This window comes from Enterobacter cloacae complex sp. CDL013 (genome assembly GCF_049238805.1).
In the GTDB taxonomy this organism is placed as follows: domain Bacteria; phylum Pseudomonadota; class Gammaproteobacteria; order Enterobacterales; family Enterobacteriaceae; genus Enterobacter; species Enterobacter hormaechei_C.
In genome coordinates, this window is the sequence record NZ_JBMKGT010000007.1 from 17580 (window position 1) to 36015 (window position 18436).

General features: G+C 54.5%; 18 protein-coding genes. 10 read left to right on the forward strand and 8 right to left on the reverse strand.

The window, feature by feature from the left end; translation table 11 throughout:
- Positions 1-25: 25 nt before the first annotated feature.
- Both ACOTXD_RS15270 and ACOTXD_RS15275 read left to right on the forward strand, forming a co-directional pair.
- Positions 26-829, forward strand: coding sequence for an AraC family transcriptional regulator (locus ACOTXD_RS15270; RefSeq protein ID WP_039268873.1), 804 nt, complete (start codon positions 26-28; stop codon positions 827-829).
- A gap of 108 nt (positions 830-937) precedes the next feature.
- Positions 938-1429, forward strand: coding sequence for a DUF523 domain-containing protein (locus ACOTXD_RS15275; protein ID WP_061856143.1), 492 nt, complete (start codon positions 938-940; stop codon positions 1427-1429).
- Between the two features lie 59 nt (positions 1430-1488).
- Here the strand turns inward: ACOTXD_RS15275 and ACOTXD_RS15280 are convergent, their stop codons facing one another.
- From ACOTXD_RS15280 to ACOTXD_RS15290, 3 genes are all read right to left on the reverse strand, one after another.
- Positions 1489-2172 (reverse strand): SOS response-associated peptidase, encoded by a 684-nt coding sequence (locus tag ACOTXD_RS15280; protein ID WP_003857392.1) that lies wholly within the window; start codon positions 2170-2172, stop codon positions 1489-1491.
- 149 nt (positions 2173-2321) lie between these two features.
- The gene (locus ACOTXD_RS15285) at positions 2322-2561 is read right to left on the reverse strand and encodes a DinI family protein (RefSeq protein WP_061856142.1); all 240 of its coding nucleotides are present in this window, start codon (positions 2559-2561) and stop codon (positions 2322-2324) included.
- A gap of 87 nt (positions 2562-2648) precedes the next feature.
- Positions 2649-3911 carry an amino acid permease gene (locus ACOTXD_RS15290; RefSeq protein WP_080336822.1) on the reverse strand — a complete coding sequence of 421 codons (1263 nt, stop codon included), beginning with the start codon at positions 3909-3911 and terminating at the stop codon, positions 2649-2651.
- Between the two features lie 633 nt (positions 3912-4544).
- Here ACOTXD_RS15290 and ACOTXD_RS15295 point away from each other — a divergent pair.
- Both ACOTXD_RS15295 and ACOTXD_RS15300 read left to right on the forward strand, forming a co-directional pair.
- Positions 4545-4910 (forward strand): hypothetical protein, encoded by a 366-nt coding sequence (locus tag ACOTXD_RS15295; RefSeq protein ID WP_022651139.1) that lies wholly within the window; start codon positions 4545-4547, stop codon positions 4908-4910.
- A gap of 10 nt (positions 4911-4920) precedes the next feature.
- A complete protein-coding gene (locus tag ACOTXD_RS15300) occupies positions 4921-7017 on the forward strand; it encodes a pyrroloquinoline quinone-dependent dehydrogenase (RefSeq protein ID WP_061856141.1) in 2097 nt (698 codons plus the stop codon).
- A 74-nt stretch (positions 7018-7091) separates the two neighbouring features.
- Here ACOTXD_RS15300 and ACOTXD_RS15305 read toward each other — a convergent pair whose 3' ends face one another.
- A complete protein-coding gene (locus ACOTXD_RS15305; RefSeq protein ID WP_003857383.1) occupies positions 7092-7682 on the reverse strand; it encodes a DUF4142 domain-containing protein in 591 nt (196 codons plus the stop codon).
- Between the two features lie 228 nt (positions 7683-7910).
- On the opposite strand from ACOTXD_RS15305, the gene ACOTXD_RS15310 reads away from it, so the two are divergent.
- Both ACOTXD_RS15310 and ACOTXD_RS15315 read left to right on the forward strand, forming a co-directional pair.
- Positions 7911-8189, forward strand: a complete 279-nt coding sequence (locus ACOTXD_RS15310; protein WP_003857380.1) for a DUF1471 domain-containing protein — start codon at positions 7911-7913, stop codon at positions 8187-8189.
- A gap of 308 nt (positions 8190-8497) precedes the next feature.
- Positions 8498-8671 (forward strand): GnsA/GnsB family addiction module toxin, encoded by a 174-nt coding sequence (locus ACOTXD_RS15315; protein ID WP_003857379.1) that lies wholly within the window; start codon positions 8498-8500, stop codon positions 8669-8671.
- A gap of 87 nt (positions 8672-8758) precedes the next feature.
- Here ACOTXD_RS15315 and ACOTXD_RS15320 read toward each other — a convergent pair whose 3' ends face one another.
- Positions 8759-9595 (reverse strand): alpha/beta fold hydrolase, encoded by an 837-nt coding sequence (locus ACOTXD_RS15320; RefSeq protein WP_023324588.1) that lies wholly within the window; start codon positions 9593-9595, stop codon positions 8759-8761.
- A 660-nt stretch (positions 9596-10255) separates the two neighbouring features.
- Positions 10256-11245: a 2-hydroxyacid dehydrogenase gene (locus ACOTXD_RS15325; protein ID WP_003857375.1), complete on the reverse strand. Its 990-nt coding sequence runs from the start codon at positions 11243-11245 to the stop codon at positions 10256-10258.
- Positions 11246-11455: 210 nt separating this feature from the next.
- Here ACOTXD_RS15325 and ACOTXD_RS15330 point away from each other — a divergent pair, with 210 nt between their 5' ends.
- The 3 genes from ACOTXD_RS15330 to ACOTXD_RS15340 are packed head-to-tail and all read left to right on the forward strand — an operon-like array spanning position 11456 to position 14608.
- Positions 11456-14095 (forward strand): YdbH family protein, encoded by a 2640-nt coding sequence (locus tag ACOTXD_RS15330; RefSeq protein ID WP_421766453.1) that lies wholly within the window; start codon positions 11456-11458, stop codon positions 14093-14095.
- Positions 14092-14283, forward strand: coding sequence for a YnbE family lipoprotein (locus ACOTXD_RS15335; protein ID WP_003857369.1), 192 nt, complete (start codon positions 14092-14094; stop codon positions 14281-14283). The genes ACOTXD_RS15330 and ACOTXD_RS15335 overlap by 4 nt, the downstream gene beginning before the upstream one ends.
- A 7-nt stretch (positions 14284-14290) precedes the next feature.
- Positions 14291-14608: a YdbL family protein gene (locus ACOTXD_RS15340; RefSeq protein WP_022651144.1), complete on the forward strand. Its 318-nt coding sequence runs from the start codon at positions 14291-14293 to the stop codon at positions 14606-14608.
- On the opposite strand, the gene feaR is transcribed toward ACOTXD_RS15340, so the two are convergent.
- A complete protein-coding gene (gene feaR / locus ACOTXD_RS15345) occupies positions 14609-15517 on the reverse strand; it encodes a transcriptional regulator FeaR (protein WP_023314084.1) in 909 nt (302 codons plus the stop codon).
- 241 nt (positions 15518-15758) lie between these two features.
- On the opposite strand from feaR, the gene ACOTXD_RS15350 reads away from it, so the two are divergent.
- Positions 15759-17258, forward strand: a complete 1500-nt coding sequence (locus ACOTXD_RS15350; protein ID WP_022651146.1) for an aldehyde dehydrogenase family protein — start codon at positions 15759-15761, stop codon at positions 17256-17258.
- Positions 17259-17297: 39 nt separating this feature from the next.
- Here ACOTXD_RS15350 and ACOTXD_RS15355 read toward each other — a convergent pair whose 3' ends face one another.
- On the reverse strand, positions 17298-18404 hold the full coding sequence (locus ACOTXD_RS15355) for a GGDEF domain-containing protein (protein ID WP_032609119.1): 1107 nt from the start codon (positions 18402-18404) through the stop codon (positions 17298-17300).
- Positions 18405-18436 lie beyond the last annotated feature (32 nt).

Here is an 18436-nt window from a genome sequence, read left to right on the forward strand (position 1 = left end):
GTAAATCGGTCATAAGGAGACGGGTGTGCGCAACGTAAAGATTGAAGAGGTCGAGCAGCTAGATCGTGAAGTGGTAGCGATAGGCAATGACTATGTGCAGGGATTTATGCTGCCACAGCACAAACATCGCCGCGCGCAGCTGCTATATGGCGCGACCGGATTAATGCATGTCATAACCCAGGATGGAGAGTGGATTGTTCCTCCACAACATGCTGTTTGGATCCCACCCGAAACTATGCACGCCGTCAAATTTGTTGGCGTGACTACTCGCAGTCTGTATATAGAACCAGATTTCGTGAATGCCTTCTTAAAATATCCTCGTTGTGAAGTTATTAGCGTATCGCCATTATTACGTCAGCTATTGCTTGAGTCAGTGGATTTACCGCCACTGTATGAAAGCACGCGTGACCGTGCACTGATAAATCTGATGATATTGGAGCTGGCGGCTATGCCGGTTCGCGAATTCGATATTCCGCTGCCGCGACATCCGGCCCTACTGGCTCTTTGTCAGGCGTTTTTACTCAATCCCTCAATCCATGATCCAGCAGAGCGCTGGGCAAATGCGCTGTTCATGAGCGACAGCACCTTTCGTCGCCATTTCCTTAAGCAAATGGGCATGTCATTTTCTGTCTGGCGCCAACGAGCATGCGTGGTTAGCGCGCTGGCATTGTTGATAACGGGAAAACCCGTAAATGAAGTAGCCTTGACTCTTGGATACGATAATGCATCATCCTTCGCAACGATGTTCCGCCGTGTCACAGGACAGCCACCTTCGTATTATCACCCGGCATTATTCAAAAAGTTCCACGGGACAGGGCACCGATCATAGCGTCAGCTATGTACCAGCTAAAGACGCTGCCACGTCAAATTCTTTAATTCATGAGAAGGGTTAAGGTGTTAAAATCGTAGGCGTTTTGGATCTTAATACTATTAAACAATGATAAATAAAATACTGGTCAGTGCCTGCCTGATGGGCCTTAAAGTCCGTTATAACGGGAAAGAGAAAGCGCAGATGACTCATCAACTTGCTCGCTGGCAACAGGAGCAGCGCCTGGTGATCCAATGCCCTGAGTTGGCTGCGGGGCTACCTGTTCCGAGACCACCCGCTGAGATTATGTCTGCTGAGGGTAAAGACGTAATGCGTGGACAAGCCAGAATAATTGAAAACACCGGAACAGATGTTACCGGGCATTATCAACTTGCAGCCTGGCTGGCTCTGCGAGCAGCACAAGAAGCAGGATGTACTGCTGCTTTGTTAACTGATGGTAGTCCAACGTGCGGAACTCAGTTTATCTACAACGGTTCTTTCAGTAATCAGCGTAAATCGGGTATGGGAGTGGCAGCGTCATTACTCTCCGAGCATGGTATTGCGGTATTTTCAGAAACTCAGTTTGCGGAGCTTGTGAACTGGATTGAAGAAAGGGAATGAACGATTCTCCAGGATTAACGCCGAGCGGCATTGCTTCCTGGTCATAATGGGTATGCAGCTCATTTTTCCATTTTATGAGCCACCTCGATTAATTCCGCCCCCTGATTCTTCACGTTCCCCACGGCGCGAGTTACAGCATGCCAAATAAACTCGTCGGCGGGTACTGTACCGTCGGCAATGATCTCTTCCGCTTCTTTCCCGCCAACATCCTGTCGCATCCATTCTCTTGCTGCTTCTGGCGACAGAACCAGCGGCCGTCGATCGTGTATATCAATGAGGCCTTTATCCGCAGCAGAGGTCACTATGAGAAATCCCTCGGCTTCATCGCCGCGCTCAAACGGCGTACTGCCGATCGCCGCCATGAATATCGGCTGCCCGTCGGCCCGATGAATAAAATACGGCTGTTTCTTGTCGCCTTCCTTTTTCCATTCGAACCACCCATCGGCAAAGCAGATCGCCCGGCCATGCTGCCAAAGAGGTTTAAACATTCTGCTGGTGGCTGCGGTTTCTACACGCGCGTTAATCAGTGGTGCTTTGTCCCACCATCCAGGCGCGTAGCCCCAGAATACCGGATCGAGGTGCAGTTGTTCGTCACGTTCGCTTAACAGCAGCACTTTGGTACCGGGCGCAACGTTGTAGCGGCCAATGGGTTCAGGGTCATATGCGATATCGCGTTCGCCTTCGTCGGCCAGGTAAGCCAGATATTCTTCACGGGTTTGGGCTTGTGCAAAACGTCCACACATAGAAACCTCCAGTCAGTCAGACTGAAAGTATAGGGCAGGGAGAAAAAGTCGCGCGGGCATGCTTCTGAGATTGAACCGATGCTGGAAAATCGCGGCCTGAATACACAGGGGTATTGTTAGTTGAAAACAGAGCCGGGCTTTGCGCCCGGTTACTCTTGTATCAACCACATATCCGACTCTTCGAACATCTCCTCGAGCATGCGGTTGAGCTTTTCACGGTCGCTTTTGCTGGCGTCGCTGTTCAGGCCGTTCACTTGCATTGGCTTAACCGTCACGCTGGCATCAGGAAAAATCCGGTGCACGCGTTTAGTCAGCTCGGCCAGGATGATTTCCCTGGCTCCCTCCAGCCCCTGTACGTTTCGCTTGTCATAAACCAGTTCCACAAACATGATTGTTTACCTTATGGATATTACGCATGTGATTCAGCCTGAACGTAAAATACTACTGTATATGGGTACAGTCAAACGGCGTTCAGGCTAAAGCATTGTCCAGAGCAATGCAGACAGCGTTGCCAGTCCGCCCAGAACAACCAGAAACACCGTCACGCCGCGAAGCTCCGCCAGCGAGGGGCGGGTGTATATGAGGTACGCAGGGATAAGGAACAGGATCACCGCGATCAGTGGTCCGCAGAACATTTCAATCAGGCTGAGCACATCCGGATTGGCATAAACAATGCCATAGGTCAGCAGGAACAGCGCCAGAGAGGCCAGCCGCTTGCTGGCGCTGGCCTTTTTGCCGGATACGCTGGCAGCCAGCTGACCAAACGTTTGTGCGACCGACAGGCCTACGCCGAGAAAGGATTTCGTCATACCGATGATAGCGATGAGCGGGGCAATGTGGTAAATCAGGCTGAAATCACCGTTTCCTTTCATCACGGACAGCACATTCAGGTTTTCCGCCTTCGCCCTTACAAAGTTGTCATGCGGGATCCCCAGCACGCAGCTCAGCACGAAAAAGAGGATACTGGCGAAGATGGCTAAATAGGCGATGCGGATCACGAACAGTGCCTTTTTCTCGCCCTCCGCTTTCCTCTCCCGGTAGTAAGAGCTCAGCGGAGAGACCATAGGCGCACAGCAAAACGAGAAGGTAATAAGCGGCAGCGTCAGCCAGATATTTTTCAGCGTTACCGGCAGCGGCGTGGCGTTCATTTCAGCGGCCGTATCGGTCAGGTTAGACAGATGCCATCCCGGGATAAGTGATACGGCGATCAGCAGTACAGATGCCGCGAACGGCAGCGCCAGCGCGCTCATAATGGCCACGACTCTGTCCCGGCCCTTGCTAAGCACCACATAAAGTGCGGCAACCACGATAAACGACAATGGCCCACGGCTGAGGGCGGTAATATGCAGATGCTCCACCAGTAAATTACTCAGCGCATTAATCAGCGCCACCCCGTAAACCAGGGTTACCGGGAAGAAGGTCACACAATAGAACAGGGTGATCAGCTTTTCACCCCGTCCGCTGAAGAAGGAGCCGAAGATCGGCAACGTGCCGTTTTCATTCTTCTCTTCTCGCATATACACACGACAAAGGAGTAAATGGGGGATCAGGGATAACGGCAGCCCCAGCAGGAGCATGACCAGGAAAATAACCGGACCACGGGTGCCGATTTCCACGGGCAGGAACAGCGTTCCCGCCCCGACGGCTGTACCGTAGAGGCCCAGCGTCCAGATGTTATCCTGCCAGTGCCAGTTAGAGCGTGTTGTAATATTAGCTGAGAGAGTGGTGGCTTTATTCATCATATTTTACCGCGTTGTTAGAGGAGCGATGACTTATTTAGTTTTTATCTGCCTGTAGTCGTTGCTGCGCCATTACACCACGGGTGGGAGGGGTTTGATTTCGCATACCGTAAACCTTATGTGTATGCCTGCAATAACTATCGTTATTCTTTGACGATGCTTTAACAGGCGGTTAATTAAGAAGGGGATTTGTTAAATTAACGAACAAATAACGACTGACTTTCCCTGCCTGCACGTCTGTTAATTAAAAAATAAATACCCTGTTTTATTAAGTAACATAAGGCGCCATCATATTGAAGGGGGGCTTATTTAATTATTTTATTGGATGGAAAATTATCCCGTTATGCCTCAAATTAAAAAACAGGATATAGACAATCACGTAACCTGCTCGTAGCTTTCGAACTGTCTTGTAACATAACGCTATCTTTATGGTGGCGAAGGGGCACAAGGCGTCTTATGCCTGCTATTAAACGCCCCATAAAAAAATCCTCTTCTATACTCAGTTACGTTTAGTGAAATATGCCGCCGCTCCACACGTCGCGTTGCCTTAATAGCGGCGGGCAGCAGGGGCATATATCCACGAAAACGCCTTAATAATGGTCAATTTTGCATTTTTAGAGGGGGATTCCTGGTATGTTGCATTCTCAATCCTCGCGGGTCGGCAGCATGTTGCTGCTGCTGACCGCGATAATAGCCTTCGCGGTGGCGCTATACGCCTGGTGGACGCCGCTTACTGGCGTCACTGGCACCATTGGCGCACTGGGCGTGGTCATTGCCAGCGTAGTGCTGGCGATCCTGACCGTTATGCTACGCGCGGCATCGCGTCGCGGGGCGCGCGTTTTCCTGATTATTGTCACCCTGGTGGTGTTGGCGGGTATTGGTTTTGCCGCCGCGCTGCTGCACCAGTACATCATAACGGCAGCCATGGTGGTCGGCCTGATAGGTCTGATTATGCTGAGCAGCCATTCCGCCCGTTACAACCATCGCGTCAGAAGCTGAGGAGCCGCCCGTGCACAACGATAAGCATTATCCCTTCATAAAAGTCAGCATGACGGCGCTGGCGCTGCTGGTCGCTCCGCTCGCGCTACAGGCGCAGGATAAGGCCACTGAGGCCTCTCAGGGGACCCAGGAATCGCTTAACATTGATGCCGCCGATCAGCAGGCACCCGGAACCACAAAAACCACCGACGATGCCTCAACCGGCAGCGGTGACGGAAAGAAAGTCGCCTCGGCCAGCCAGCCCGCGACGCCGCTGGTGCCCGGCACGCCCACCTGGGACAGCTTCCACGGCCAGCTTAACGCGCAGAAATACAGCCCCCTGACCCAAATTACGGCGGATAATGTCGGGAAATTAACGAAAGTCTGGGAATTCCATACCGGCGACGTCTCGGATGGTAAAGGCGATACGCCAGCTACCGTCTGGTCCGCAACGCCCATTTTCGCCAACGATACGCTCTACATTGGCACGCCATTCGATCGCCTGATTGCGCTGGATCCGGGGACGGGTAAAGAGAAGTGGCATTATGACACGAAATCGTCGCGCAAGGCGCTGACCCAGCCAGTGCTGAAAAACCGCGGCGTTTCCTACTGGCAGGCCAAAAATCCGGTGAGCGGAGAGGCATGCCAGAAGATGGTTTATATGGGCACCGTTGACGGCAAGCTCTTTGCGCTGGACGCCGATTCAGGCAAACCTTGCAGCGGCTTTGCGAATAACGGCGTGTTGGATCTGAACCAGTGGAATACCGTTAACGCGAAGTATCCGCTCTCTGTCCTGCAACCGCCAACCGTTGTCGGCAACCATCTGCTGGTGGGCTGGGCCGGGAAGGACTGGGCCTATGCCGAAGCCCCTCCGGGCACCGTATTTTCAGTCAACGCCCAGACCGGTAAGCTTGAATGGACCTTTGAGGCGACCCCGGCAGAGATCCGCAAGCGTACCGGTACCGCCAACGTCTGGACGCACATGTCCGCCGATGAGGCCAACGGGCTGGTCTATCTCCCGGTTTCATCGCCATCTCCCAACTATTGGGGCGGCAACCGCGTGGACGCTATTCCGCTTGGCACCTCGACCACCGCGCTGGACATCAACACCGGTAAAGTGGTCTGGTCCCGTCAATGGGTACACCACGACGTCTGGGATTACGATATTAACTCCGCCCCGACGCTGATGGACATCACCGTAGACGGCAAGCAGATCCCGGCGCTGATTCAGGCCACCAAGCAGGGTTTCCTGTTCGTGGTTAACCGCCTGACGGGGGAGGACGTATGGCCAATCGAAGAACGTCCGGTTCCGCAGGGTGATGGTTCGGTTCAGGGTGAAGTTCTCTCGCCCACGCAGCCGTTCCCGACCAAACCCGCACCGCTGCTCGACCAGTCGAAAAAACCGGAAATCTGGAAGCTGGCGGATATCGTCGGTGGCGGCCAGTGCTCTCGTCTGTGGGATAACCTGACCTATGAGGGAATGTATACTCCGCCGACCACAAAGGGCGAAGGCACGCTAACCTATCCTGATAGCGCTGGCGGCGTACAGTGGGGTGGGGTGGCGTTCGATCCGCAAAAACAGATCGCCATCGTCAACACCTCGCATATCGTCCAGTACGTGAAGCTCTACAGCCGCGAAGATTACGATAACGCAGACAAAGACTCCGGTAACGAAAGCGGCTTTGCCCCACAGGAAGGCGCCCCGTACGGTATGCGTCTGCTGGTGGCGAGCAACTGGCTGGGCATGCCGTGCTGGCAGCCGCCGTTTGGCGAAATCGTGGCGCTGGACATGCATACGGGCGATGTGAAATGGCGTCGTCCGGTTGGCGCCTCCCAGCAGTATGGCTTCTTCATGCCGGAGAGCTGGGGTTCACCTACCATTGGTGGCCCGGCAGTGACGGCGGGCGGCGTGATCTTCATCGGTGCTTCAATGGATGCCAAAGTGCGTGCCTACTCGGTCGAGAGCGGTGAAGAGCTGTGGTCCGATCAGGTAGAAGCGCCGGCAGTAGCGAACCCGTCAGTCTATGAATATAAAGGTCGCCAGTATGTGGCCTTCGTGGCAGGCGGGAATACGATCCTGAAGGATCAGGTGGGCGATCAGGTGGTGGTCTACGCCTTGCCGGAATAATCCATCAGTAAGGGGAAATAAGCGTGGGGCCTGCGAGCCCCACTTTGTTTTGCAATTGTCGTTTTACCGACGCGTTATTTATCGGCTGATGCGCCGGAGTGGGTTGACATCTGCTCGGCGGACTTCAGGTGCTGCTCAACGACCGGCGTGTGCTCGTTGGCCAGAGCCTTCACATCCGGATCGTCGATTTTACTGGCGTCGCTCTTAAGCTTCGACAGCACCTTCTCGTGGTCCTTCACGCCAGCATATTCCATATACATTTTGTCAAAAGCGTCACCACGCTGGTTTTCCAGCCTTGAGTTCAGGGCTTTATGCGCGGCGTCTGGTTCGGTCGGCAGCTCCACGCCCTTTTTCTGGGCAACGGTCTGGACTTTGGTCAGCGCGGCGCCGTGATCGTCGACCATTTTCTGAGCGAATGTTTTCACTTCACTGCTTTGGGCCTTGTCCAGGGCGAGCCTGGCGGCGGCGACTTCGTTGATATTGGCCTGCGCCATGTCCTTCAACGCTTTCTCGTCGCCGGAGCTGAGTCTGGCGTCCGGTTGAGCCTTGCCCGCAGTTTGAGTTTGTGCGGCGCTTGTCGTCTGGGCTTGTACGCCAACGGTGCTGAACATTGCTGCAACTGCTGATACGGCTAGCAGCCTTTTCAGGGTTTTACTCGTGTGCATATTGTTCTCCTGATGGTCATGGTACAGGTAAGTTTCGGTTGCTTCAGGCGCAACCGGACAGATAAATGCTCACTACAAGGGTCAGTATAGTAGATGAAACTGCTGCACCCGCTGTTCAGGTCAGTGATGGCTGGTCGTGATGCTCAATCCTTCTACAATATTGATACGGATCATTTACATATTTGGTGCTAATGTTAAATATATAGATTCATCAACAGGAGGAATGATATGAAAAAAGCACTATTAGGGAGTGTATTGGCTTTAACAGTAGCAAGCTTCGGCGCATCTGCGGCAGATATGATTTCCAAGGATGAAGCGCACCACTTCAAACTTGAATACCTTGGTAATGTATCTGTAGGGGCTTCAGGTGGACAAATTTCTTCACCTTCAGATCTTCATCAAAAACTCTCAAAACTGGCAGACGAGAAGGGCGGGAAATACTACGTCATTATCGCTGCCCGCGAGCATGGCCCTAACTTCCAGGCCGTCGCAGAAGTCTTTAAATAATTTTCTCGAATACCACAAAAACCCGCTTCTGGCGGGTTTTTTGCTTACAGACAGCCAATAAAATGCCCCTGATGCGGGGCAAGTTTAAGTCAAAACTTTTCTTATGTTTATGTGCTCTAAGGCTTTGGGACAATAACAGCTTGTTCAAATAATGCAACATAAATGCATGTTTAAATGTGACGGCTCCATCATGCTGCTCATCTTAAGGTTAATGCAGCATACGTAACGCAGATAGTCTACGCTTTACAAAGGGTTATGGTTAAAACCATTTAGAGAATGGATACAGTTAACGGTCGTAAGAGGTAAAGATGAAAGTTGACGCACTGACACAAAAGGCAGAGGAAGAGATTTCAGCGCTTATAGCCAAAAAAATTGCAGAGTTACGAAAAAAAACAGGGCAGGAAGTTTCTGAAATAGAGTTTATCGCTCGTGAGGCCATGACGGGCCTCGAGGGGTACGAAGTAAAAATCAAACTCCTGTAGGCGTTTCTTCCTGAAATGGTTGCTCAATTCTTGCCGCAATACAAAACCGGGCGTGATGCCCGGTTGTATTATGGATAATCATCGTCTTTATGAGCGAATAAATGTCAGTATATCGGCGTTTATGGTATCTGCATGCGTGGTATGCATCCCATGCGGGAAGCCTGGATAAATTTTGAGTTCGCTGTTTGCGAGCAGCTTATCCTGTAGAAGGGCGGCATTTTTATAGGGGACGACCTGATCGTCATCACCCTGCAACACAAGGACGGGAACCGTAATGGCTTTAAGATCGTCCGTCTGGTCGGTCTCTGAAAACGCCTTAATGCCTTCATAGTGGGCTTTGGCGCTACCGATCATTCCCTGACGCCACCAGTTCTGAATTGTGCCCTGTGAAACCTCTGCTCCGTCTCGGTTAAATCCATAGAAAGGACCGCTGGCGACGTCGAGGTAAAACTGGGCGCGGTTAGCGGCCAGCGCCTGGCGGAAGCCGTCAAACACCTCAATGGGCGTTCCGCCGGGGTTAGCGTCTGATTTTACCATCAGCGGAGGAACGGCGCTGACCAGTACCGCTTTGGCCACTCGCCCCTGAGGTTGGCCGTACTTCGCAACGTACCTGGCGACCTGGCCCCCGCCGGTGGAGTGGCCGACGTGCACTGCATTACGCAAATCAAGGCTTTCGACCACGGCCGAGGCGTCGGAGGCATAATGATCCATATCATGACCTTCACTCACCTGATCGGAACGACCATGACCACGACGGTCGAGGGCGATGACGCGGAAGCCTTCTGCAAGGAAAAAGAGCATCTGGTTATCCCAGTCATCGGCGCTCAGCGGCCAGCCGTGATGGAAAACGATCGGCTGCGCATCCTTCGGACCCCAGTCTTTGTAATAAATACTGACACCATCTTTCGTTGTTACGAATGCCATATTTCAGACTCCTCTGCTAATGGCAAAAACGTGTGAAGGCTAAGTAAATAGCCCAGCATTTAGGGACGTAATAAAACTGACTTATATTAATCTTATTACTGATATATCCGCTTAAAGTGTAGAAGGGTTCCTGAAAACAGTTATAGATTAAATTTGTATGGTCATTATTTATTTTTAAACGAAATATCCCCTAAACCAGCCGGGGCACTGTGTTATTTTTCTCGCGTGGTGAATCCCCCTGTGCGGAGGGGCTAAACAGCACGTGTAGCTTAGGCAATCAGTAGCGGGTCAAGGTGGCTGGCCAACGACTCACCGGGAGGCACCCGGCACCACACATACGTTAAAGCTTGAATCTCGCTGAATTTATTAGGGATGGTGTATGAAGTTGGGCTTTTTGGCTGGAGCAGTGCTGGCAACCTGGTTGTCTTTAACCTACCCGACGCAAATGAGAGCTGTTTTTGAACAACTGGTTACGATAGTGCAGCAAATCACGCAGCCTTCATCAGAGTCTCATTCTGATATGGTCACACCGGAACAGTCATATCCTTGATTGTTATATTTACGGTGAACGTTACCCGTCTTAATAGTTAACCTGTGCTTATTTTTCTGATGGGCTTGTTATTGGCCGGGCAGAGGTTACCGCCACCCGGCCTGACGGTCTTAAACGATCGCGTTAGGGCACGCTTCGCCCTTATCAAGCTGCTGTAAATTCCCCAGCGTGGTTTCCGATATACTGATCAGCGCTTCGGCGGTCAGAAACGCCTGGTGGCCGGTGAACAACACGTTGTGGCAGGCCGACAGGCGACGGAACACGTCATCCTGAATCACGTCGTTAGATTTATCCTCAAAGAACAGGTCGCGTTCGTTCTCATACACATCCATACCCAACGCGCCAATTTTTTGCGTTTTCAGCGCTTCGATAGCGGCCTGAGAGTCGATCAGTCCACCGCGGCTGGTATTGATGATCATCACGCCGTCTTTCATCTGGTCGAACGCCGACTGGTTAAGCAGGTGATAGTTTTCCGGGGTCAACGGACAGTGCAGGGAGATAACATCAGACTGCGAGAAGAGCGTTTTCAGATCGACATACTCCACGCCCAGCTCCAGCGCAGCGGCGCTAGGGTACGGATCAAACGCCAGCAGGCGCATGCCAAATCCTTTCAGGATGCGTAGGGCGGCCACACCAATTTTGCCGGTACCAATCACGCCTGCGGTTTTACCGTACATGGTAAAGCCGGTCAGCCCTTCCAGAGAGAAGTTAGCATCACGGGTACGCTGATAGGCACGGTGAATACGACGGTTGAGCGACATCATCATCCCGACGGCATGTTCAGCCACGGCTTCCGGAGAATAGGCTGGGACGCGAACGACCTTCAGACCCAGCTCTTTGGCGGCATCGAGATCGACGTTGTTAAAGCCCGCGCAGCGCAGGGCAATGTATTTCACGCCCTGTTTTTTCAACTCTTCCAGCACCGGTCGGCTACCGTCGTCGTTAACGAAGATACACACGCCTTCGCAGCCGTGAGCGGTTTTAGCCGTCTTTTCAGTCAGCAGAAAGTCGAAAAATTCAAGATCGAAACCGTACGTCTCGTTAACATGTTGCAGATACTTTTTGTCGTACTGCTTTGTGCTATATACCGCGAGTTTCATAAGACTTTCTCCAGTGATTTTGGAACCACGTTAGCATGTTTAAAATTATCTTACAATTTTTCAAAATTCATTGAAATCAATAAGTTCTATGAATTATTGTAGAGCATCTACTCTTAAAAATGGCATTACCTTCAACTGACTGGCTAAACATGCGACAATGAGCGGCAAGAACGGCTTATTTTTTTCGCAAAATCAGGATATTAACTGCCCATGAAGGGTAAATACAAAGCCGCAATCGCGCTATTACTGCTGCTATTACTCGTGCCGCTGACGCTGCTGATGACGCTCGCCCAGTGGGTACCCACGCTCGCCGGGATCTGGCTCCCTGTTGGAACGCGCATCGCGTTTGAAGAAAGCCCACGGCTCACGCGCCACGCCCTGATCATCCCCGATCTACGCTATCTGGTAGAAGAGTGCGAAATTGCCCGCGTGGAAAACGTGACCCTGTCACACCCCAGCCGTTGGGATCTGGATATTGGCGCACTTGAACTTAACTCTGTCTGCCTGAGCAAATTACCGCAGTCAGCGTCCTCAACGGTGGCGCCGAAAACGCTGGCGCAGTGGCAGGCCATCCTGCCCAACACCTGGCTGACCATCCACCGCTTTACCCTTTCTCCCTGGCAGCAGTGGGAGGGTGAGCTGCATGCTTCACTCACGCCAGCCCGCCAGGACATCACTTATAACGGCGAGCAGGTGAGCATTAAGGGGCAGTTGCGCGGCCAGACGCTCTCCATCAGCCAGTTCGATGTGCAACTGCCGGATCAGCCGCAGCCCGTGAAGCTGATCGGTGAATTTACCCTGCCGTTGGTACCGGACGGCGTGCCGGTGAAAGGGCATACGGTCGCGACCTTTAACGTGCCACAGTTATCCTCGCTGGTCGATGCCGATCTGGACTGGGAGGACAATCAGGGCCAGCTGGTGGTCATGGCGCGGGACAACCCCGATCCACTGCTCGATTTACCGTGGCAGATCACCGCTCAGCAGTTAACCATCAGCGACGGACGCTGGAACTGGTCAGCCTCCGGTATGCCGATGAGCGGTCGCGTCAGGCTGAAAGTGGATAACTGGCAGCAGGGGCTGGAGAAAGCCACGTTCACGGGGCGGCTCAACGTGCTGACCCAGGGGGATGCGGGGAAGGGCAACGCGGTGCTGAATATCGGTCCCGGCTCGCTCAGTATGGAAAACAGCGCTATGCCGTTGCACCTGAGCGGGGAAGCCAAGCAAAACGATCTGATCCTGTATGCCAGACTCCCGGCGAAGCTGACCGGCAGCCTTTACGATCCGCAGCTTACGTTTGAACCCGGCGCATTATTGCGCTCGCGCGGGCGCATCATCGACTCGCTGGATATCGATGAGATCCGCTGGCCGCTGGCAGGCGTGAAGCTCACGCAGAAGGGCGTGGACGGCCGCCTGCAAGCCATTCTGCGGGCGCATGAAAACGAGATGGGCGATTTTGAGCTGCATCTGGACGGCCAGGCTAACGACTTTTTACCGGACAACGGTTTGTGGCAGTGGCGCTACTGGGGTAAAGGGAACTTCACGCCGATGAACGCGCGCTGGGATGTCCGGGGAACCGGGGAGTGGCGCGACAACGTTATCGAACTGACCGATCTTTCCACGGGGTTCGACAAATTGCAGTACGGTACGATGCTGGTCAGCAAGCCGCGCCTGGTGCTGGATCACCCGGTGCGCTGGTCGCGGGACCCGGATAACCCCACCTTTAGCGGCGCGCTCGCGCTCAATGCCGGGCAAACAAGCTTCTCGGGCGGAAGCGTGCTGCCGCCGTCCGTTTTGACCTTCAGCGTTGACGGGACAGACCCGACGGTGTTCCAGTTTAAAGGGAACCTGCATGCGGACGACATCGGCCCGGTCCAGGTGAATGGACGCTGGGATGGCGAACGCCTTCGCGGTCAGGCCTGGTGGCCAAAACAGTCTCTTACGGTGTTCCAGCCGCTGATCCCGCCAGACTGGAAACTGACCCTGCGCGGCGGCGAAATGTACGCACAGGTGGCTTTCTCAGCGGCCTCCGATCAGGGGTTTGAGGCCGGGGGGCACGGGGTGCTGAAAGCGGGCAGCGCGTGGATGCCGGATAACGAAATCAACGGCGTTGATTTTGTTCTGCCGTTCCGCTTAAGCCAGGGTACCTGGTCGCTGGGCACGCGCGGGCCGGTAACGTTACGAATCGACGAGGTAAAAAACCTGGTCACAGCCCGAAATATCACCGCGGATCTCCAGGGCGATTATCCCTGGACCGAAGCGAACCCGCTCCTGCTCACCAACGTGAAGGTGGAAGCGCTCGGCGGGAAAATCACCATGCAGCAGTTGAGAATGCCGCAGCACGATCCGGCTTTACTACGCGTGGATAATATTTCCTCCAGCGAACTGATAAGCACGGTGAATCCGAAGCAGTTTGCCATGTCCGGCCCGGTGAGCGGCGCGCTGCCGTTCTGGCTGGACAATGAAAAATGGATCATTAAAGATGGCTGGCTGACCAACCCGGGGCCGATGACGCTGCGCATCGACCAGGACACGGCGGATGCCATTGTGAAAGACAACGTGGTTGCCGGGGCGGCGATCAACTGGCTCCGCTATATGGAAATTTCGCAGTCGTGGACAAAACTCAATGTGGATAATCTGGGTGTGTTAACCATGCAGGCGGCCATTAAAGGCACCAGCCGCGTCGAGGGCAAAAGCAGTTTCGTAAACCTGAATTACACCCATGAAGAGAACATTTTTACCCTCTGGCGCAGCCTGCGCTTTGGGGACAATCTGCAAACATGGTTTGAGCAACATGCGGCGATACCCCTTCTCCGCGGTTCGACAGGCAAGGAAAGTGAGGAACAACAATGAAAAAGAGGGCTGGTGTACTCACCGTGGCCGTCGTCGCGCTGCTGTCAGGCTGCACGCCGCGCATTGAAGTGGCAGCGCCCAAAGAGCCGATCACTATCAACATGAACGTGAAAATCGAGCATGAAATCCATATCAAGGTGGATAAAGACGTTGAAGCCCTGCTGAAATCCCGCAGCGATCTGTTCTGAGGATGCCATGAAACGATTAGCTCTGATGTTACTGGCGCTGGGGATGAACGTTCACGCCGCCACGCTTACGCTCAACGATGCACGTGCCCAGGGGCGCGTAGGGGAAACCCTGAGCGGCTATCTTGCGCCCGTTCAGCACGACGCTGAAACCCTGGCGCTGGTGAGCCGTATCAACGCCGCACGCACGGAAAGTTACCAGCAGTTAGCTGACAGCAATAATTTGCCCGTCGACGAAGTGGCGAAAATGGCGGGACAAAAGCTGGTGGCGCGCGCCCAGCCGGGTGAATACGTGAAGGGGATTAACGGCAAGTGGCTAAAAAAGTAACTAACGGTAACGCTTACGGTATTCGCCCGGCGAAACCCCGAAACGCTGTTTAAAGGCGGTGGAAAAATGGCTATGGTCGGTAAAGCCCCAGCTGTAGCCAATGCCCGCCAGCTTTTCGTCATCGCTGATGGAACGCAGCGCCTGAGCGCATAAATCGAGGCGACGGTTCTTAATATACTGCGCCACCACCAGCCCTTTCCCGGCAAACATGCGGTACAAGCTCCGCACGGACATGCCGCTCTCTGAAGCTATCCACTCCGGTCTTAACGCCTCTGACTGAATATGATCATCAATCAGGGACAGAACGTGGCGGAACTGACGCTCCTTGCGCGGCAGCACCTCGTGTTGCTGCTGGAAGGCCGGACGCAGCAGACACACCATCGCCTCTAGCGCCGCTTCGCTTTCGCTGGCGCTGAGATCGGCATTGCCCATGCTCTCCTGTAGCAGTCGGTAGCTCAGCTGTACGGTAGGCAGACTGCGGGAGAGGGGCAGCGCGCACCTCACTTCCTGAAAACGCGCGTGTTGCTCAATGATTTGTCGCGGGAGCAGCAGCGAAATCTGGCGGGAACGCTCCTGCCAGTAAATGGAGCACGGGCGGGAGGCGTCAATCAGCGTGATATCCCCGGCTTTCAGCATCGCGCGCTGGTTGTCCTGTTCGATTCCGGCGCTGCCTTCCAGCTGAAACACGGTGTAGAACCAGGCGTCGTTGCCGTTTTTGATCTCCTGACGGGTGCGAAAAAGGTTAACGCCTGCGGCGGTCACCGTGCTCAGCTTCAGACTTTGGGTATAGCTGGTTTCCAGTTCGCCGAGAAACGCCCCCTCTAACGGACGTGCCGCAAAGCGCCCACAAACCTGGTTAATTTGCGCCAGCCACTGCTGAAAATTGTCCTGTTCGCTTGCACACGCCATTGATGTTCTCGCTGCACCGTCACTGTTTTCGCATTGTTGCATTTATGTTGCATTTTGTCAGGGCTACGAGGCTGACTATAGGAAAGAACACTCAACGGTTACAGCGATATAAGTGGGAATTATCACGATTTGCGGAGCCTGTCACAGCTGACAAAGCGAATGTCACACAGACAAAAGCAGGAATGCGATTCCCCTCTTAGACTGCATACACACCCTGCGAAGCATAACGAAGGAGTATCCTATGTCCGAATCACACGTCGCCATCCTGCCAGGCGTGCAGCAGTTTTTAGATCGCCAGCACGGCCTGTGGATTGAAGGGCGTCAGGCGGCATCCGACAGCGAAAAGCGTCTGAACGTCTACAACCCGGCGACCGGAGAGGTTATTGCCTCCACCGCCGATGCCAGCGTCGATGATGTCGATCGTGCGGTGATGTCTGGCTGGCGCGCCTTTGTCGCCCGAAGCTGGGCAGGGCGTCTGCCGGCAGAGCGGGAACGCATCCTGCTGCGGTTTGCCGATTTGGTGGAACAGCATGGCGAAGAGCTGGCACAGCTCGAAACCCTGGAGCAGGGGAAATCCATTAACATCTCCCGCGCCTTCGAGGTGGGATGCACCCTGAACTGGATGCGCTACACGGCAGGGCTGACCACCAAAATTGCCGGTAAAACCCTCGATCTCTCGATTCCACTGCCGCAGGGCGCGCGTTATCAGGCGTGGACGCGTAAAGAGCCGGTGGGAGTCGTGGCGGGGATTGTGCCGTGGAACTTCCCGCTGATGATTGGCATGTGGAAAGTAATGCCCGCGCTGGCGGCAGGTTGCTCCATCGTGATCAAACCCTCGGAAACCACGCCGCTCACCCTGTTACGGGTGGCGGAACTGGCGAGCGAGGCGGGGATCCCGGATGGCGTGTTCAACGTGGTGACCGGTAGTGGCGCCGTCTGTGGCGCGGCGCTAACCTCGCACCCGCGCATTGCCAAAGTAAGCTTTACCGGTTCGACGGCGACGGGCAAGCAGATTGCCCGCGTGGCTGCGGATACGCTAACGGGCGTGACGCTGGAGCTGGGCGGCAAAAACCCGGCCATCGTGCTGAAAGACGCCGATCCGGCGTGGGTAATTGAAGGGCTGATGACCGGCAGCTTCCTGAATCAGGGGCAGGTCTGCGCGGCCAGCTCGCGTATTTATATTGAGGCTCCGCTGTTCGACACGCTGGTCAGCGGCTTTGAACAGGCCGTGAAATCTCTGAGCGTCGGGCCGGGCATGTCGCCGGATGCGTTTATCAACCCGCTGGTGTCGCGCGCCCATTGCGATAAGGTTCAGGCGTTCCTGGATGAGGCGAAGGCGCACAATGCGGAGCTGATCGCCGGGAACCGGGGGCCAGACGGCAAAGGCTATTACGTTTCGCCAACGCTGGTGGTCAACCCGGATAATCATCTGCGACTGACGCGTGAAGAGGTCTTCGGGCCGGTGGTGAACCTGGTTCGTGTGGACGACGGGGAAGAGGCGCTTCAGCTGGCGAACGACACTGAATACGGCTTAACGGCCAGCGTCTGGACGCAGAATATCAGTAAAGCGCTAGCGTATACCGACAGGTTACAGGCAGGAACTGTGTGGGTGAACAGCCACACGCTGATAGACGCCAACCTGCCGTTCGGCGGCATGAAGCAGTCTGGCACCGGGCGCGATTTCGGCCCCGACTGGCTGGATGGCTGGTGTGAAACCAAGTCGGTGTGTGTGCGGTATTAATAAAACGCCGGGTAAGGCGAAGCCGGCACCCGGCATTATTTAACGCGACCACCTATCCCGCCCGGACTCCTTCGCCCGATACAACGCTGCATCGGCGCGGGCGATGATTTCCGGGCCGGCCAGTCCTGGGGTATAGCCGGCAATGCCCATACTCACCGTCACACATTCACTCACCTTCGACGCGCTGTGCGCAATGGCTGCGGTGCGCAGGCCAGCCTGGATCCGCGCGGCGACTTTCTCAGCAACGCTTTCTTCACAGTCAAAGAGGATCACGACGAACTCCTCACCACCGTAGCGCGAAACCACATCCTCTGGCGTGCGCACCGAGGTGTTCAGCACCTCTGCCACCCTCGCGAGACACGCGTCTCCTGCCTGGTGACCATAGGTGTCGTTATACAGTTTGAAGTAATCGACATCCAGCATCAGCACCGCGAAGCGTTTGCCTTGCTCCACGGCGTTTTCCAGCACCAGCTCCATCGCCCGCCGGTTGGCCGTTTTCGTCAGCGGATCCTGATGGGCCAGCGCATCCAGCCGCGAAATTAAACGCTGATTCTGCTGGTTGCGACGCCACGCCTCTTCAAACCAGCTCAACAGGATATAGCGCCCGCACACGAGAATGAAGGTGAACACCACCCACAGCCCGGCGAAGCGATAATTAATTTCCTGATTCAGCAGCATGCTGGCAACGGGCAGGCTTATCCATAGCGGAACGGTGAAGCAGAGCAGTGCCACCGGGTGAAAATAGAGCGCGGTCATACCGGCCATCAGCAGGGTAACGAATATAGGCCAGGGATGCGGAAGATGTAACACGTTGATAAACCAGTAACAACTTATCGACCACAGCAGACTGCACATAAACAAAACGGCGCTGACGCCGCGGATGTGGCGCCAGGCCATGATCACCAGCGCCACGGAAAGGATCACCACGCCCAGCATGGAGGCGTCTATCATCTGCCGCAGAGGCGGGCTGATGTGCAGGAGGGCATCGATATGGCCGAACAGCGAATTGCGCAGCAGGACCATAAGGGCAAAGCTGGCATTCACAAAGGCGAGCCACGGCAGGTTCACGGCCAGCCCGTGAACAACCATTGATTTACGGGTAGGCCATGTCGCGGGTTCGGGTGTGGCTGGATGTCTTTTTTCCATTGAAGAGAATTTTCCTTGAGCGGGCGGAACCT

Bases quoted from the DNA above. Each gene is read 5' to 3' on its own strand.
- ACOTXD_RS15295 (WP_022651139.1), top strand. From the start codon at position 4,545: ATGTTGCATTCTCAATCCTCGCGGGTCGGCAGCATGTTGCTGCTGCTG.
- ACOTXD_RS15330 (WP_421766453.1), top strand. From the start codon at position 11,456: ATGAAGGGTAAATACAAAGCCGCAATCGCGCTATTACTGCTGCTATTA.
- ACOTXD_RS15325 (WP_003857375.1), bottom strand. From the start codon at position 11,245: ATGAAACTCGCGGTATATAGCACAAAGCAGTACGACAAAAAGTATCTG.
- ACOTXD_RS15310 (WP_003857380.1), top strand. From the start codon at position 7,911: ATGAAAAAAGCACTATTAGGGAGTGTATTGGCTTTAACAGTAGCAAGC.
- ACOTXD_RS15305 (WP_003857383.1), bottom strand. From the start codon at position 7,682: ATGCACACGAGTAAAACCCTGAAAAGGCTGCTAGCCGTATCAGCAGTT.
- feaR (WP_023314084.1), bottom strand. From the start codon at position 15,517: ATGGCGTGTGCAAGCGAACAGGACAATTTTCAGCAGTGGCTGGCGCAA.
- ACOTXD_RS15320 (WP_023324588.1), bottom strand. From the start codon at position 9,595: ATGGCATTCGTAACAACGAAAGATGGTGTCAGTATTTATTACAAAGAC.
- ACOTXD_RS15275 (WP_061856143.1), top strand. From the start codon at position 938: ATGATAAATAAAATACTGGTCAGTGCCTGCCTGATGGGCCTTAAAGTC.
- ACOTXD_RS15315 (WP_003857379.1), top strand. From the start codon at position 8,498: ATGAAAGTTGACGCACTGACACAAAAGGCAGAGGAAGAGATTTCAGCG.
- ACOTXD_RS15290 (WP_080336822.1), bottom strand. From the start codon at position 3,911: ATGAATAAAGCCACCACTCTCTCAGCTAATATTACAACACGCTCTAAC.
- ACOTXD_RS15285 (WP_061856142.1), bottom strand. From the start codon at position 2,561: ATGTTTGTGGAACTGGTTTATGACAAGCGAAACGTACAGGGGCTGGAG.
- ACOTXD_RS15280 (WP_003857392.1), bottom strand. From the start codon at position 2,172: ATGTGTGGACGTTTTGCACAAGCCCAAACCCGTGAAGAATATCTGGCT.
- ACOTXD_RS15355 (WP_032609119.1), bottom strand. From the start codon at position 18,404: ATGGAAAAAAGACATCCAGCCACACCCGAACCCGCGACATGGCCTACC.
- ACOTXD_RS15350 (WP_022651146.1), top strand. From the start codon at position 15,759: ATGTCCGAATCACACGTCGCCATCCTGCCAGGCGTGCAGCAGTTTTTA.
- ACOTXD_RS15340 (WP_022651144.1), top strand. From the start codon at position 14,291: ATGAAACGATTAGCTCTGATGTTACTGGCGCTGGGGATGAACGTTCAC.
- ACOTXD_RS15335 (WP_003857369.1), top strand. From the start codon at position 14,092: ATGAAAAAGAGGGCTGGTGTACTCACCGTGGCCGTCGTCGCGCTGCTG.